17 protein-coding genes and 1 tRNA gene are annotated in these 16,642 nt (G+C 37.0%); 16 read left to right on the top strand and 2 right to left on the bottom strand.

What is annotated here, in order from left to right; all coding sequences use genetic code 11:
• Positions 1-6 precede the first annotated feature (6 nt).
• The 8 genes from Epro_RS00955 to Epro_RS00990 all read left to right on the top strand — a co-directional run bounded on the left by Epro_RS00955 (position 7) and on the right by Epro_RS00990 (position 7,201).
• A complete protein-coding gene (locus Epro_RS00955; protein WP_052569745.1) occupies positions 7-294 on the top strand; it encodes a DUF948 domain-containing protein in 288 nt (95 codons plus the stop codon).
• A 1-nt stretch (position 295) separates the two neighbouring features.
• On the top strand, positions 296-583 hold the full coding sequence (locus Epro_RS00960; protein ID WP_052569750.1) for a YtxH domain-containing protein: 288 nt from the start codon (positions 296-298) through the stop codon (positions 581-583).
• A gap of 5 nt (positions 584-588) precedes the next feature.
• Positions 589-661, top strand: a tRNA-Phe gene (locus Epro_RS00965).
• 161 nt (positions 662-822) lie between these two features.
• Complete coding sequence (locus Epro_RS00970) at positions 823-2,010, top strand: flagellar hook assembly protein FlgD (RefSeq protein ID WP_052569752.1); 1,188 nt, start codon at positions 823-825, stop codon at positions 2,008-2,010.
• Entirely contained in the window at positions 1,986-3,752 is a 1,767-nt protein-coding gene (locus Epro_RS00975) for a PorV/PorQ family protein (RefSeq protein WP_144412018.1), read from the top strand. The genes Epro_RS00970 and Epro_RS00975 overlap by 25 nt, the downstream gene beginning before the upstream one ends.
• Before the next feature lie 13 nt (positions 3,753-3,765).
• On the top strand, positions 3,766-5,097 hold the full coding sequence (locus Epro_RS00980; RefSeq protein WP_158408974.1) for an ankyrin repeat domain-containing protein: 1,332 nt from the start codon (positions 3,766-3,768) through the stop codon (positions 5,095-5,097).
• A gap of 18 nt (positions 5,098-5,115) precedes the next feature.
• Positions 5,116-6,129: a phage tail protein gene (locus Epro_RS00985; protein WP_052569757.1), complete on the top strand. Its 1,014-nt coding sequence runs from the start codon at positions 5,116-5,118 to the stop codon at positions 6,127-6,129.
• 7 nt (positions 6,130-6,136) lie between these two features.
• Positions 6,137-7,201 (top strand): glycosyltransferase family 9 protein, encoded by a 1,065-nt coding sequence (locus tag Epro_RS00990; RefSeq protein WP_052569758.1) that lies wholly within the window; start codon positions 6,137-6,139, stop codon positions 7,199-7,201.
• Here the strand turns inward: Epro_RS00990 and Epro_RS00995 are convergent.
• Together Epro_RS00995 and Epro_RS01000 are read right to left on the bottom strand one after the other, a co-directional pair.
• The gene (locus Epro_RS00995) at positions 7,194-8,213 is read right to left on the bottom strand and encodes a glycosyltransferase family 9 protein (RefSeq protein ID WP_144412019.1); all 1,020 of its coding nucleotides are present in this window, start codon (positions 8,211-8,213) and stop codon (positions 7,194-7,196) included. The genes Epro_RS00990 and Epro_RS00995 overlap by 8 nt on opposite strands.
• A 16-nt stretch (positions 8,214-8,229) precedes the next feature.
• Entirely contained in the window at positions 8,230-9,063 is an 834-nt protein-coding gene (locus Epro_RS01000) for a phage tail protein (RefSeq protein ID WP_052569760.1), read from the bottom strand.
• 177 nt (positions 9,064-9,240) lie between these two features.
• On the opposite strand from Epro_RS01000, the gene thrS reads away from it, so the two are divergent.
• The 8 genes from thrS to Epro_RS01040 all read left to right on the top strand — a co-directional run bounded on the left by thrS (position 9,241) and on the right by Epro_RS01040 (position 16,633).
• Positions 9,241-10,980, top strand: coding sequence for a threonine--tRNA ligase (gene thrS / locus Epro_RS01005; protein ID WP_052569762.1), 1,740 nt, complete (start codon positions 9,241-9,243; stop codon positions 10,978-10,980).
• 69 nt (positions 10,981-11,049) lie between these two features.
• Positions 11,050-12,795, top strand: coding sequence for a M48 family metalloprotease (locus Epro_RS01010; RefSeq protein ID WP_052569764.1), 1,746 nt, complete (start codon positions 11,050-11,052; stop codon positions 12,793-12,795).
• A gap of 2 nt (positions 12,796-12,797) precedes the next feature.
• Complete coding sequence (locus tag Epro_RS01015) at positions 12,798-13,274, top strand: hypothetical protein (protein WP_052569766.1); 477 nt, start codon at positions 12,798-12,800, stop codon at positions 13,272-13,274.
• 208 nt (positions 13,275-13,482) lie between these two features.
• A complete protein-coding gene (infC, locus tag Epro_RS01020; RefSeq protein WP_052569768.1) occupies positions 13,483-14,010 on the top strand; it encodes a translation initiation factor IF-3 in 528 nt (175 codons plus the stop codon).
• 22 nt (positions 14,011-14,032) lie between these two features.
• Positions 14,033-14,233, top strand: coding sequence for a 50S ribosomal protein L35 (rpmI, locus tag Epro_RS01025; RefSeq protein ID WP_052569770.1), 201 nt, complete (start codon positions 14,033-14,035; stop codon positions 14,231-14,233).
• A 34-nt stretch (positions 14,234-14,267) separates the two neighbouring features.
• The gene (rplT, locus tag Epro_RS01030) at positions 14,268-14,615 is read left to right on the top strand and encodes a 50S ribosomal protein L20 (protein ID WP_052569772.1); all 348 of its coding nucleotides are present in this window, start codon (positions 14,268-14,270) and stop codon (positions 14,613-14,615) included.
• Between the two features lie 9 nt (positions 14,616-14,624).
• Positions 14,625-15,929, top strand: coding sequence for a TrkH family potassium uptake protein (locus Epro_RS01035; RefSeq protein ID WP_052569773.1), 1,305 nt, complete (start codon positions 14,625-14,627; stop codon positions 15,927-15,929).
• 8 nt (positions 15,930-15,937) lie between these two features.
• A complete protein-coding gene (locus Epro_RS01040; RefSeq protein WP_052569774.1) occupies positions 15,938-16,633 on the top strand; it encodes a potassium channel family protein in 696 nt (231 codons plus the stop codon).
• Positions 16,634-16,642 lie beyond the last annotated feature (9 nt).

The raw sequence follows: 16,642 nt of genomic DNA on the forward strand, positions 1-16,642 counted from the left end.
CCGAACATGAATTTAGATACCGTAATAATTATTTGTTCAATATTGGTAACCGCCGCAATAGTCGTTCTTGCGGTTTATTTAATTATTTCTCTTGTGCAGATAAGAAAAACCGCGCAGGAAGCAGAATCTGTTTTGAAAAAAGTAAATGAAGATCTTGAAGTTGTAAATAAAGTTTCAAGCAAAGTCGCGGAAGTAACGGACAAAATTTCTTCTCCTATAATTGCGGCGGCTTCTGCTGTTTTCTATATCCTCTCGGGGATAAAAAAAAGAAAAAATGAAGACGGGGAGGAATAAAATGTCTGATAAAAAAGACGCTTTGTTAGCTTTTATTGTAGGCGGAGTAATCGGCGCAGCCATTGGAATATTGTATGCGCCCAAATCAGGTAAAGAAACAAGAAAAGATATTAAAAAGCTCGGCGACGAGTTTGCAGATACAGTTGGAGATTTAAGCGACGAGGTTAAAGAAACCGGTCGTAAAATTTACGAAGAAGGTCGCGAAAAAGTTTTATCCAAAAGAGATAAAATAAGCGAAGCTTTAGAAGCCGGAAAAAAGGCTTTTGAAAAATACGCAAAAGAAGATTAACGTATGCTGGGGTAGCTCAGTCGGTAGAGCACAGGTCTGAAAAACCTGGTGTCGACAGTTCGATTCTGTCCCCCAGCATATTTTTTATATATATTTAGGTCATTTTTAGGTCATCGGCTAAAAACCGATGACCTAAATATATAATATGCTTAAACGTTTTATAAGCGCCAAATTAAACAAATGCAATTTCCGCATCTTTGATACTGCTTCTTTGAGAATTGTCGGTAACGCCTCCACTAATGAAGAAAATCGGTATTCTTATTCTCTCTTCGGCTTTTTGCATCACGATTTTTGCTTCCAAAATTTTAGCTGAATATATTGCTGATTCCGAAGGTTCAATTTCTTTATACCAGAATTTGAGTCAGGGGAGTTTTTTTATTTACCATAAATGGTATAGTCTTGACGCCTCTGTTTTTCCTGTAGCTTTTACGCCTATGTTTTATAACGATGCAAGCGAAGATTATTCGTTAGATCACGAATATTTTGAAGAGTTTGATTACGCTCCCAACGTAAAAATAGACATACTTGCAAATGTTCATAGTACAAATACATACCATATTCCTTCCGAAGGCGCCGCGGTTTTTAGCGTGCAATACACCGATATTTACGAAAATCCTCCAAGCGCGGGATACCCTAAACTTGAGCTTATTTATCCGGACAGTTCAACCCAAACGTATTCTTTAGAGTCAACTTCCGACGCGGCTGTATTTTCCAAATCTCTTAATCTTCCGATGGGCGCTTACCAATATAAATATTACACCACAAACGACGAGTACGAAAGAGGTTTATACGAACTTTCCGGAAACTGGTATGCCACCACAAGACCTTATAATTTTTCAAAAACTAACCCGATAGATTTTGTTGAAAATTTGCCCGACAACGTCCAGTTTGCATGGACTGTAACTACCGACGAGCCCGGCGATATTTTAACGTATGAGCTTTATATAGGAAGAACTCCGGAGCAATCTTCGCTTGTAAAACATACCGACGATCCGTCGCCTAACGCAGTTTCTTTTACAATTCCTCAGCTTGAACATAAAAAGCAATATTATTGGTATATGGTTGTAAAAAATAAATACGGAGCCGAGCTTGTAACTCAAGTGTATAATTTTTACACGGGCGGTATGGTGCAGAAATTTTACAATGCGCCAAATCCGTTTAACCCCGCTACAGGCGTTAAAACAAAATTTGTTTTTCCTATGCCCGAAGACGGAACCGCAAAAATTACTGTTTATTCCGAATACGGCGATAAAGTTTGGGAATCAAACTCAATTAACGCCGCAGGCAACAGCTCCGTTGAAGTTGAATACGACGGGAAAGATAATTCGGGCAAAATGCTTTACAACGGAACTTATCTTGCGATACTTACAAAAAAATACGGCGGAAAAACGCAAACCGAAAGATGCAGAATACTTATAATAAAATAACAATTTTACTTATCATTACGCTTCTTTTAAGCGCGCAGTTTGCAAGCGCGGCTTCGGGAAGAAGGAAGCATTTCTTATCGCACGGTCCAAGCGTTAGCGCGTTTGGCGCCGGCGAAACGCTTTTTAGCGCATACCGAGATCCGTCTGTAATTCAGTATAACCCGTCGGTAATGTCATATTTTGATGATAATGCTCTTACTCTTTCGCGATATAATTTATACGAAGGAAGCTCATATAATTCCGGCTCAATAGTTTTCGGGCTTGGCAAAAGATATTTTCTCGGCGTGTCTGCGGCAAATTTATCAAGCGGAGATATTGAACTGCGCGAAACAATTTACAGCGACGAAAAAATTGCAAGCATTAACACATGGAATTTTCTTGTATCGTTTTCAGGGTTTTTAGATTTTCTCGGGCTTTCTTACGGCGCAAATGTAAAATATTTGTATTACGATTTATATCTTAACAAAGCCGGAACTTATATGTTTGACGCAGGGCTGTCAAAATATTTCAGAGGCCCTGAAATATTCAAAAACACGTCAAGAATTAAACTTGGGCTTGCGGCTCAAAATTTTTTTCACGGGGAACTTAAAGCGGACAAAGAAGCCGATGAAATTCCCGCTATTTACAGATTAAGCGCGGCAATATCTTTGCCTGTATATTACAGATTTTCAACGCAGGATATTTTAAGTTTATATTCCGACATAAAATATGAAGACGAATTTGCGGATTTTAGCGCCGGAGTAAGTTATTCTTTTGCGGATAAATACGCGCTGCGCGCAGGATATTATCCTCAACATATTACTTTTGGTTTTGGCGTAGATTTTTATGCCTTCACCGTAGATTACGCCGGAGATTTCAGCGAGATAGATTTAATACACAGACTTGGTCTTACATACAGATGGGCAAATAAAAAAGATTACGAACTAATGAAAGAAGCGGAAGAAGCGCTTGTAAAAGAAAAACTCGGGCTAAAAGAAGCCGAACAGAAATTTAAAACCGCAAAAAAACTTTACGGCAAAGGCGAGTATCTGCGCGCCACAGACATGCTTGCCGATATAATAGTGTCTTATCCTAATTTTGAATCTCCGCTTCATTTTTATAAAAATATTAACGAGTCAATGAATGAAACGGCTTATTCAAACGACGAGCTGGATTTCGGCAAGCTTACTTATGCAAGAGGATATTGCGCGTATTACGCGTCTAACTATCAGGAAGCTTTAAACGAGTGGAATAAGTTCATTCATTTTACCGACGGCACGGAAGAAGTATTTGAATATAAAAATAAAATTGACGACGCTATAAAACTTCAGCAGCTTCAGGCTCGCGAGGCGGAGCTTGACGCAAAAGCAAGCGAAATATTCAATGCCGGCGTTGCAAATTTTAATGCCGCAAGATACGTTCAGTGTATAAAAATTATGGAAAATTTGCAGAAGTTTGTAACCGATAATAATTTTTCAAAAACTGTAGAATACTACGGCAAAGCTAAAGAGTGCATAAATAAATCCGTGGCGGAACTTGCAAAATCTCTAAAGAAAAAAGAGCCTGTGCCCGTTAGCGAAGTTAAAGAAGAAAAACCTGATATAGACGAATCTTCCGCCGATAAAAAATACAATGAAGGTTTAATTCTATACGCTCAAGGCAAATATTTAGAAGCGGAACGCGCGTGGGAATTAACTTTACGCCTAAACCCCAATCACCAAAAAGCCAAAGTGGCGCTTTCAAAAATAAGAAATAATGAGTAAAAGGGAGATATTTATGAAAAAGATATTTTGTTTAGTTTGTATGATTTTTTTAAGCGTCGGAATAATTTCTTGCTCGTCAGGTTCATCTGAAAATAAACAATCTTATTTGCCGCAAGAGCAAAATGAAATTAATGCTTTTAAAAAACAGATTAACTTAAAAGACATAAATGCCGTAGATGTCAACGGCGACACTCCGTTGCTTTTTGCTGTAAAAAATGAAAAGTCAGACGCTGTGATAGATTATTTAATTTCACAAAAAGCAAACATAGAAGCAAGGGATAAAAACGGATATACTTCTCTTATGATTGCCATAAGAAAACATTATAATCGTCCTAAACTTGCGCTGGCTTTAATAAAAAATGGAGCTGATGTAAATGCAGCGTTTGACAAACCTTATGATAAAGAAGATAAAATGACGCCGCTGATGTATGCTGTAAGCGAATATATTTACACACGCCCGGAAGTTATTCAAGCATTAATTGACGCCGGCGCGGATGTTAATGCTAAAAATGCCGAAGAACTTACTCCATTGTTAATTGCTGCAGGAGATTCAAGAAATTTTGAACATATCAATATACTTGTTAAAGCCGGAGCAGATATTGAAGCAAGAAGTAAAACCGGACGCACTCCTTTAATGAATGCAATAAGACTAAACGGCAGGTGTCCTGAAATTGCAATAGCGTTAATATTAAATAAAGCAAATGTAAACGCAACTTACAACAAACCATACGACAAAGAAGATAAAATGACGCCTTTAATGTATGCAACCGACAAGGGGGCTATGACGATAAAATCAACAGTTCTGCAGGCGCTTATAGACGCAGGCGCAAATGTAAATGCTAAAAATGCAGAGGGAAATACTCCATTGTTGCTTGCTTCGCATTATGCAAGTGACCCTGAAAATATTGAAGTTTTACTTAAATCCGGAGCAAATATAGAAGAGCGTGATAAAAATGGATATACTCCTTTGATGATATCTCTTTGGAATGGAGCTTTCCCTGATATAACATTAACATTAATACGAAATAAAGCGAATGTAAATGCCGCAGGTATAGATGAAAAAAAACGCACAGCGTTGCTTATAGCTTTAGATTATTATACCGCTGCTCCGGCAAAAATTATTAAAGCTTTAATAGAATCGGGAGCAAATGTAAATGTAAAAGATGCTGACGGCAAAACCGCTCTTATATATGCCGCAAAAAATACAGATGATGAAAGAGTTAAAATTATTATAGATACCAATAAAGTAGATTTATACGCTAAAGATAAAGCGGGTAAAACAGCTTTTGATTATGCAAAAATAAACTCGCGTTTAAAAGAAAAAGATTTAAAAAAGTTAAAATAAAAAGGGGAAAATGCTATAATGATTAACATGAAAAAAATATTGTTAGGATTTGCATTTGTTGCGGCAATTTTTGCCGTTGTTTACGCAGAAGTGCCAAATGAAATACGTTATACGGGAAGATTGAAATCTTATCAAACGCCCGTTAACGGTTCAAGACAAATGAATTTTAAATTATATAATGCCGCCACAAGCGGAACAATGCTCTGGGAGACAGGCCCAAGGACTGTTGTTGTTAACGACGGAATTTTTGTATCTACCCTTTCCCCTACCATAGAGTTAGGCACTTTCCCTGACCTTTGGTTAGAGATCACTATTGACAACAAAACCCTCTCCCCAAGAGAAAAAATTATGGCTCAGGCTTATGCTCTTCATTCTCAATCCGCTGAGCTTCTATCCGTTTCCTCCGGCGAGATTCAAGTTAAAATAGGCACTTCTACCGCTTTTATAGGCATATCCAAAAATAGACTCTATGTTAAGTCCCCTACTCCTTTAGGTAATGAATATATAGGCGTTCCGGCGGGCACCGTTATTGCTTTTGCAGGCTCCAACATTCCTGTCGGTTATTTTGAGTGCAAGGGCGACTGGAAATTCATTGCCGAATACCCCGAACTCTACTCCGCTATCGGTTCTACTTACAATGACGGCGAATCCCGTTCCGGTCAGTTTAGACTCCCTGATTTTCGCGGCATGTTCCTTCGCGGTAACGGCTCTTACAAAGACGGTCTTCCCATTCCTCATCCTTCTTTCTCTACTTCCACTATCTACGTCTCTGCTCCCCTTGGCTCCCTTCAGGGTGATTCTATTAGAGGGATTTATGGGGTTGTTGCGAATGTTCAGTCTCAACAATCTGCTACTGTACCGACCCCAGCCACAAACCCGCCAAATGTTTTTACTTCGGTAGTTAGATATACAGGAAATTCAGCAGGAGGTTCTCCCGCTTACGACCTATATTTTAATGCATCTAGAGTCGTCCCAACAAGTAATGAAAATATACCCATAAATTACTCTGTAAATTACTACATCAAATATTAGGTTGAGAATGGGTAAAGTTAAAGAAACTACAAGAAAATTTAGAAGATCTTTTGGAAAGTTTTTATTTGATAAACGAAATAAGTCATTGAAAACTTTAGATATGAACAATGTGAAATCTATTTTGTTTGTCAGATATGATGATAAAATAGGTGATATGGTAACTGCAACAAGCCTTTTTAGAGAAATAAAAAAGAAATATCCAAATGTTAAAATCAAAGTTTTTTGTGGGGTAAAATCTGCCGAAGTAATAAAAAATAATCCTAATGTAGATAAAATTTATCTAATATATAAAAGATTTTGGGATATGTTTACATATCTGGAAATTAGGAATAAAATTGATATTGCTTTTGACTTTGACAGCGTTGCGCCAAAGTTTTCACATCTACTGCGTTGGCGTATTATAAAACCCAAGCTTATAATTGGCTTGAATAAAGAAGATTATAATATTTACGATTTATCTATTAATCTTTCTGACGATGAAATTTATAACAAGCACATAACATACAGATATAAAATATTTTTATATGCGTTTGGAATTCAAGCTTTAAACTTTGATTATGATATTTTTATCCCACAAGAAACAGACAATAAATACAGAGCAATTGTTGCGGAATTTAATGATAAGAAAAAAATTGTTATAAACCCTTCAGCAGATAATATTGGAAAATGTTTGAGCAAAAATCAAATTGAAGGGTTGATTAACGGTATCTTAAAATCACAAGACGCTCATATTTTTTTATTGTGTTTTGGTAAAATTTACGAGGATATAAAATATCTTCAGTCAAACAAAGTTAACATAGTAAAAGTTAGTTCAATATTAGAATCAGCGTCAATAATTAAGCACAGCGATATGGTTATTACGCCTGACACATCTATAGTACATGTAGCTTCTGCTTTTAAGAAAAAAACTATCGCATTGTATTGTCAGTGGGCTGCCAATCAAATTATTTGGGCGCCAAATAACCCTAATGCTATTGTTTTAACTCCGGAATTAAACAATGGCGATATTGCAAATATAGTGCCAAGTATAAAAGTTGAAAAGATTCTGGATGTGTTAAAGAATTTTATATAGAACACAGTATTTGTACAGCTGCTAAAACTTCCTCAACTGTTATATCTTTTATATTTGTATTAACAATAATTTTAGAATTAATGCCTTTTTGATAATTGCCTGAAAAAGGCATATGTCCGCCGCTATTCATTAATATAACTCCGAAAATATTCAAAGCATTAGCCAAATGCGCCATTGCGGAATCTATACCTATAAAAGCATGCGCTCCCGCTATAATATCTGCGCTGTCTTGAATACTTTTTAAACCGGTTTTGTCAATATAATTTTTATAGCGCTTTTTTATTGAAGGAAATAATCCCAATTCAACTATTTTTATATTAGGAAGTATTAATTCTAACTGTTCAATTAATGATTGCCATTTTTCTATTGTCCAATCTCTACGCCATTGTGCTGACACAGTGTGAATTGCTATATATTTTTCATTAATGTCAAATTTATATTGTTTGTCTTTTGGCCTGCGGTAAAACATAGGCGCATCATTAACAGGTTTAATTCTTGCAGCCCGCGAAAAAACATCAACAAGAGAATTTCCTTTGCTTACCGAATTAATTTCAGGATCATTATCGTTTATATAAACTTTACCTCTGTCAAGAATATACGCTCGTTCTCTGAAATGTAGATCAACTATAGTAACGGATTTTGATAAATTTTGTTTTAAAGTAATCCATTGAGAAACGCTGTTTATTTTAATAACACTCTTCAAGCATGGGTTATACTTTATAACGTCTGCATACTGCGACCCTATAATCCAATACAAAGGTCTATTAGGATACTGCTGTTTCATTCTTCTTGCAACAGGTTCACATGCAATAATATCCCCAAGTGATTCAAATAGAGCAATTATAACAGCATTATCTTCTATCTTTATCTTGCTAAAATTAACATTAATTTTTTTTGTACACAATTTCACTAAATACTTACCTGCTAAACCAAGAAATTTTTCTCTATTTCCAAAGGGAAGTTTTGATAGCAAGATATAAAAGATATATTTCAGTAAAAAGTATATTTTCATTTTATTCTTGAAAACTTTAATATTTGATGTAGTAATTTACAGAGTAATTTATGGGTATATTTTCATTACTTGTTGGGACGACTCTAGATGCATTAAAATATAGGTCGTAAGCGGGAGAACCTCCTGCTGAATTTCCTGTATATCTAACTACCGAAGTAAAAACATTTGGCGGGTTTGTGGCTGGGGTCGGTACAGTAGCAGATTGTTGAGACTGAACATTCGCAACAACCCCATAAATCCCTCTAATAGAATCACCCTGAAGGGAGCCAAGGGGAGCAGAGACGTAGATAGTGGAAGTAGAGAAAGAAGGATGAGGAATGGGAAGACCGTCTTTGTAAGAGCCGTTACCGCGAAGGAACATGCCGCGAAAATCAGGGAGTCTAAACTGACCGGAACGGGATTCGCCGTCATTGTAAGTAGAACCGATAGCGGAGTAGAGTTCGGGGTATTCGGCAATGAATTTCCAGTCGCCCTTGCACTCAAAATAACCGACAGGAATGTTGGAGCCTGCAAAAGCAATAACGGTGCCCGCCGGAACGCCTATATATTCATTACCTAAAGGAGTAGGGGACTTAACATAGAGTCTATTTTTGGATATGCCTATAAAAGCGGTAGAAGTGCCTATTTTAACTTGAATCTCGCCGGAGGAAACGGATAGAAGCTCAGCGGATTGAGAATGAAGAGCATAAGCCTGAGCCATAATTTTTTCTCTTGGGGAGAGGGTTTTGTTGTCAATAGTGATCTCTAACCAAAGGTCAGGGAAAGTGCCTAACTCTATGGTAGGGGAAAGGGTAGATACAAAAATTCCGTCGTTAACAACAACAGTCCTTGGGCCTGTCTCCCAGAGCATTGTTCCGCTTGAAAAGGTATTTGCCGTTTCCCCGAGCAAAATTTCCCTCTGATGGGAAATTTTGCTCGGGGGGATATGCTTTTTTTGACCTTGGGAATAGGGGTTTTTGATAGCAGGTAAAAATTTTGTATAATACTTATTCGTAAAAACATATATTTTCAAACAGGAAGAATAAAAATGAAAGAAGAAAAATCTCTTGATACTTTAAGACATTCTACGGCTCATATAATGGCGGCAGCCGTTACCGAGCTTTTTCCGGAAACAAAAGTTGCAATAGGTCCGTCAATAGAAGACGGTTTCTATTATGATTTTGACCGCCCGGAGCCTTTTACGCCGGAAGATTTGGTAAAAATTGAAGAAAAAATGAAAGAGATAGTAAAAGCAAACTATCCTTTTGAATGTTCTTCCGTCTCAAAAAGTGATGCTGTAAAAGAATTTACATCTAAAGGCGAAAAATATAAATCTGAAATAGCTTCCGGTATTACCGACGATAAAATAACAATTTACAAGTCGGGAAATTTTACGGATTTATGCAGAGGTCCTCACATTGCTTCTACGGGCGAGGCTAAAAATTTTAAACTTTTATCCGTAGCGGGCGCTTATTGGAGAGGGGATTCTTCAAAAGAACAGCTTCAGAGAATTTACGGCACTGCTTTTTGGACAAAAGAAGATTTAAAAGATTATTTAACTAAAATTGAAGAAGCGCAAAAGAGAGATCATAGAAAGCTCGGGAAAGATTTAGATTTATTTAGCATTTCAGACGCTGTCGGCGGCGGGCTTGTTTTGTGGCACCCCAAAGGCGCCTTATTGAGAAATATTATTGAAAATTATTGGAAACAGCTTCACTTGGATAACGGATACGACTTGCTTTTAACGCCCCATATTTCAAGCGAAGAACTTTTCAGAATAAGCGGACATTTACAGACGTATTCAGAGAATATGTATTCAGCAATAGAAATTGAAGGAAACCCGTATCGCGTAAAGCCTATGAATTGCCCGATGCATTTGATGGTTTATAAAACAAGACTTCATTCTTACAGAGAACTGCCTATAAGATATGCGGAACTGGGCACAGTTTACAGATTTGAAAAGTCGGGAGTTTTGCACGGACTTCTTCGCGTGCGCGGGTTTACGCAGGACGACGGTCACGTTATAGTAGCTCCGGAAGAACTTGAAGAAGAAATGCTGCGCGTTTTCAATATGGCAATAAATTTGCTTAAAACTTTTGGTTTTAACGAGTATAAAATTTATTTAGCCACCCGTCCTGAAAATAAATACGTCGGTGAAATTTCAGATTGGGAAAAAGCGGAAAACTCCATAAAAAACGCTTTAGAAAAAACAGGTTATGAATACGAAGTTGACGAGGGCGGCGGCGCTTTTTACGGGCCGAAAATAGACATAAAAATAAAAGATGCAATCGGCAGATTATGGCAGTGTTCAACAATTCAGTTTGATTTTAATTTGCCTGAAAGATTTGACATATCTTATGTGGACACTACGGGAAAAAAAGCAAGACCTTACATGATTCACAGAGCATTAATGGGTTCTTTGGAAAGATTTATAGGCGTTTTGCTTGAACACTATGCCGGCGCTTTACCGTTGTGGCTTTCGCCTGAACAGGTTGTTGTTGCAAATATAAATGAGAATCAAATAGAATATTGCAAAACTGTCGTAAAAAAATTAAAAGAAAACGCAATAAGAGTGCGCTTTGACGACAGAAATGAAAAAATAGGGCACAAAATAAGAGAAAACGCTATGCAAAAAGTGCCTTACATTATTGTAGCCGGCGATAAAGAAAAAGATATAGATTCCGTAGCCGTTCGCGCTAGAGGCAATAAAGATTTAGGCGTAATAAAAATAGACGATTTTATAAATTTAGTTAAAAGCAAAAATGTTCCCGGAGTAAACGAGCTTTAAAATTAAACAACAAACCCAACGGCTGCAGCAATATTTCAGCCGTTGGGTTTTTAATTGGACAATAATAAAATGAAAAAACTTTTAAGCATTGTAATAATGTCGGTAATTATATTGCAAAGCTGCACGGCGGTAAAAGAATATACGTCGTATGGAATAGATAAGGCGGCAACGTCAGCGGGAATAGATAGCCGCGCAACAAATGCAGTAAAAAAAGCAGTAACGCCTGAACAAAAAAGCTGGGACTACGGGGACAGCTTTGCTGATATGGATATTGTTTATAATGCGTCCAAATCGCAAAAATATCTAAGTGATGTTTTTAATAAGCTGCAAAAACAAGCAAATGTCAAAGATGTAAGCATATACATGTTGAGGACAGCGCGCGTGCAGGCTCTGGCAGCTTGGGGCGTTCAGGTCAAAATAACGCGCGGTATGTTTAACATGATAAACGACGAAGCGGAGCTTGCCGGCTTGATGGGGCACGAAATAGGACACATAGCATTAAAACACGGAGAAACAAGAAAAGAAACAAGACAAATAGCAAATAAAACAAATGATGTTATAGATAAAGTAACAGACAGCAGCATACACAGAAGCGTCTTAAAAAAGCAGCAAAAAACGTCATTTGAAACAGGCAGAAGCAGAAAAGAAGAAAAAGATGCAGACAAATATGGAGCAGAGTTAGCGGCTAAAGCAGGTTATGACCCGTATGCATTATGTGATTTGTTTGAAAGATTATCGCAAAGAGTAGATTTAGGATTGGCGTATAAAATCCGAAAAATGGAAGGAAGCCACCCTGCATTAGACGACAGAGCGCAATCATTAAGAGAGTATCTGCAAAAGAAAGGGTATAAACAGAACCAAGGGAAAAGAAACAGAGAGCAGTATGTAGAAGGAATGAGCGATTTGCTTTCTATGCACACAGGGGAAGGCAAGGAAGAAAATAAGCAAATACAAAAAGAGGTAAATGAAGAAGGGAAAAAAGATTTAGAGAAGTTAGAAAAGATATATAAGGAAGTAAATAGCAGCAAATCCATAAGCGCAAAAAGGTTTATGGAAATAATGGACGAAGTGTCGTCGTTATGCCAGAAGTATGGCATAAGCGCAGACGATGTGTTCTTTGATAAAAGTAATAAAAGTTCATTCATGGAAGAGTCTATAGTCCAAGACGAGCCGTTTTGGAATATATTCGCAAGCATAAAAGATGCGGTAAGCGGGAAAGTCGGACAAATATTAAACACATTAGGACATGTGGCAATAGGAGCAATTCCGGTAGTAGGCGACGTAGTAGATTTGTATGAATTGATAAGCGGCAGAGATGTATTTACCGGAGAAAAGCTTACTGCAAATGAAAGAATGTTAACAGCATTGGGAATACTCGTTGGGAGCGGAGGTCAATGGCGGGCTTTTGCAAAAGGGTTAGATGGAGAGATTTCAAGCCTCAGCGTCAAAGAAGCAAAAAGTAGTTTAAATTCAGCTGTTGGAAAAGTTGAAAAAGTTTCAGGTAGATTAGGATATGATACTACAGAATCTGTGTTTGACGTTGCAAAATCTGGTGGTGTACATAGCGGAACTTATAAACAATATGTAGGTAAAAGTAATAAAGAGTTAGAAAAGAGCATAAAGAGCTATGAAAAATTGATTGAAATTCACACTAAAAAAATTTCAAATCCTGAATTATTTTATCCTGATTTTCAATTGTTAGATGCAAGGCAGCAATATAGTTTGATAAGTAAAAATTGGCCACAAGAAATACAATTGTATAAGGAGCAAAAAGAGGTAATAGAAGGTATTCTTAAGGAAAGAGGAGTTTTATAAGTATGTATAACCTTTTTCTTAGTGATTATATTGAAAGTATACAATATTCGTACAACGATAATTTTAAAACAAAAGATGAGTATGAGCAAGGTATATTGCAAGGATACACAAAAATATTATCCGTTATAAAAAATCTGTTGCTCAAATATGGATATATTGATAAAAAATATAATATTGTGCTTCCTGAAGATGGGCATATTATAAGTAAATTTTTCAATAATTCTTTGCTTTTGAAAAAATATAAAAAGAATGTAAACGAAGAAATGCTTATAAAGTTGACAAGGGAATATATAACTAAAATTCAAGAATTCTATAACATTGCTTTTGATAATAAGTCTCAATTTTCAAACGGTGAAGTTGTGGCATATTACGTTGTTCTTGACAGATTGGATAATCTGTTGAAATTATGGGGATTTAAGAAACGATTTAAAAATGTACAAATTGCAATATTTCTAACAAAGAAATTTGGGAAAGTCTGAGATTTCAAGTCTGCAAATATAGTTGACAAAACGCAAAAGTTATTATAAAATTAACGCATATTAATAATAAAGAAGCCGTCCCGGCTCACCTTTACCGTAGGGGAAAAGGTTACTCAAACTTAAAAAGCAGAATATAATTCTGTTATTTTATATTTACGGGGCGGAAAGCAATTTCCGCCCCGAATTTTATTTATGGCAGGAGGGTGTCATAGACAACAAAAGATTTCGTACAAACCAGTTTATCAGAGTGCCGGAAGTAAGGCTTATTGATTCCGACGGAAGTCAGGTGGGCGTTGTTAAAACGCCGCAGGCTTTAGCTATGGCTCAAGCCAAAGAGTTGGATTTGGTGGAAATATCTCCGCAGGCAAAGCCTCCGGTGTGTAAAATAGTTAACTTCTCAAAATTTCGTTACGAAACGGAAAAGAGAGAAAAAGAAGCCAGAAAGAAACAAAAAGTTTATCAGGTTAAAGAAGTGCGCGTAAGAACAAGAATCGGCGAGCACGATTTGGAAGTTAAAATAAAGCACGCCAGAGAATTTATAGAAGACGGAAACAAAGTGCAGCTTACGGCGATGTTTTCCGGCAGAGAAATGCAGCACAAAGATTTAGGCATAAAAATTATGAACAGAATAAAAGACGCTCTTGCCGATATTGCCGAGCCGGAAGGAAGAACGTCTTCAATGGGCACAAGAGTGTTTTTAACTTTAGCTCCTAAAAAACAAACGGTTACTAAATAAAATATATATCGGAGGACGTAAAATGCCAAAAATGAAAACGCATAGCGGCGCGAAAAAACGCTTCAAAGTTACCGGAACAAAAAAAGTGAAATTCAAAAAACCCGGACAGAGACATCTTTTAACCGGAGATTCCGGAAACCAAAATAGAGCTTCCAGAAAGTCTTCTATCGTCTCAAAAACAGATATGAAAATAATGAAAAAATATTTGCCTTACGAATTCTAAATTTATTTACAAATAACACAGGAGAAATTTATAAATGCGTACTAAAAGCGTAGTTTACACAAGACAAAGAAAGAAAAAAATATTCAGGCTTGCGAAAGGTTCTTACGCAACGAAGAAAAATCGCTGGAGAATGGTAACGCAGCAGGTTCAAAGATCTTTGGCGTATGCTTATGTCGGCAGAAAAGATAACAAAGCAAACTACAGAACTTTGTGGATTATCCGTTTGAATGCCGCCGTTAGAGAAGAGGGAATGTCTTACAACAGATTTATTTCCGGACTTAAGAAAGCAAATATAGTTATAGACAGAAAGATGCTTGCCGATATAGCCGTTAACGACAACGCTTCTTTTAAGCAACTTGTTGCAGCAGCAAAAGCCGCTTAATAAATAAAAATGAATTATTCTCCGACAAAAATCCTTATGTTGTTTTTTCTCGGATTAATAGCCGCCGGGGCGGCTCTTTTGTCGCTGCCTGCGGCAAGAACTTTAGAGAGTTTTTCATTTATCAATAATTTATTTACGTCTGTTTCCGCCGTATGCGTTACAGGTCTTTCCGTTGTAGATATAGGAACGTATTACACTAAATTCGGACAGATTGTAATTCTTCTTTTAATGCAGCTTGGCGGAATAGGATACATGTTTGTTTCTACCGTCATTACTCTTTTAATAGGGAAGATGGCTCTTAAAGACAGGCGTATAATGCAGGATATGTTTGACATAAGTTCTTTTGCAGGGCTTAAAAAACTTCTTTTGAAGGCTATTTTTTTTGTTCTTGCCATAGAATTTATAGGCGCAATAATATTGACGTTGTTTTTCTTGAAAGATTTCTCGTTTTTAAGAGCTTCTTATTACGGAGTATTTCACTCTGTTGCGGCTTTTTGTAACGCGGGGTTTTCTCTTTTTCCGGACAGTTTGTCAATGTTTGCAAACGCGCCAGTTGTGTTATATGTTATTTCCGCTCTTATAATTTTGGGCGGGCTGGGCTTTTTTGTAATAGTTGATATATACGACACATACAAACAAAAACGTTTGCATCTTACAACTCATACTAAAACCGTTCTTGCGGTTTCCGCCGGAGTTCTTGCGGTTTCTTTCGTAATGTTTCTTTTTTCATGGAGCGCGCCGGATAAAGGTTTGTTTTATTTTATAAACAATTCTTTTTTTCAGGCTGTCAGCTCAAGAACCGCAGGTTTTTATTCTCTTGCTATTGTAGATTTTAACGAGTTCGTTGAAACGGCGCTTATATTTATAATGTCTATAGGCGCAGCTCCGGGAAGCACGGCCGGGGGAATAAAAGTTACTACGCTTGCGCTTATTTTTGTATTTATAAGAAGCGTATTAAGAGGCGATGAAAGCTACGTTTTGTTTAAAAGAAGAATACCTGCGGATATTGTAAAAAAAGCGATTACAATTTTTATAATATTTTTTGCTCTTGCGGCGTTGTTTTCCGCGGCTCTTGTTTTGTTTGAGAGTTATTTAAGACCGTTAGACGTTATTTTTGAAACTATTTCGGCTTTTGCCACGGTGGGGCTTTCTTTCGGGATAACCGAAGATTTGTCTCTTGGCGGGCAAATAGTGGCTATAATAGCTATGTTTGTGGGAAGAATAGGCATACTTACAATACTTATGTTTATGCTTTCTCCGTCAAATAAAGTTAAAAGAATAGAATATCCTGAAGCCAGAATACTTGTAGGATAGGAGTTTTTATGAAAGCAAAACAGTTTGCTGTTATCGGGCTTGGAACTTTCGGTTATAACGTTGCCGTAGAACTTGCCAAAAAAGGCATACAGGTTTTAGCTATTGATAATGACTCTGAAATAGTAAACAAAATAAGCCAGTTTGTAACCCAGTCGTTAATTGCCGACGCTACCGATGAAAAAGCTATGGCGGACGCCGGCGTTGCCGACTGCGACTCAGTGGTAATTTCAATAGGCGAAAGCATAGAAACAAGCATTCTTACAACATTAATAGTAAAAGAGCTCGGCGTAAAAAATATTATAGTAAAGTGCTCAAGTTTGTGGCACTCAAAAGTAGCGGCTAAACTTGGTGCCGACACTATAGTTTATCCCGAGTTTGAAATGGCCAAAAAACTTGTTGACAGTATAGTAACGCCCAATATTTTAGAACAAATAGAATTATCAAAAGATTATAATCTTGTTGAAATAGTAGCCCCTCAAGAGTTTTGGGGAAAATCCATTAAAGATTCAGGCATACGAGGGAATTACGGCGTTAACGTTATAGCCATAAGAAAACGCGTGCCCGTAATATCGGACGCCGGAGAAAGCGATATAGGCGAAGAGTTAAATATGGTGCCTGGTCCGGATGACGAAATATCCCGCAACGACGTGCTTGTGGTAATAGGTCCCGAGAAATCGCTTGAAAAATTAAAAAAACGCAAATAAAGGAATTTG

The sequence above is a fragment of the Endomicrobium proavitum genome (assembly GCF_001027545.1).
GTDB lineage: Bacteria > Elusimicrobiota > Endomicrobiia > Endomicrobiales > Endomicrobiaceae > Endomicrobium > Endomicrobium proavitum.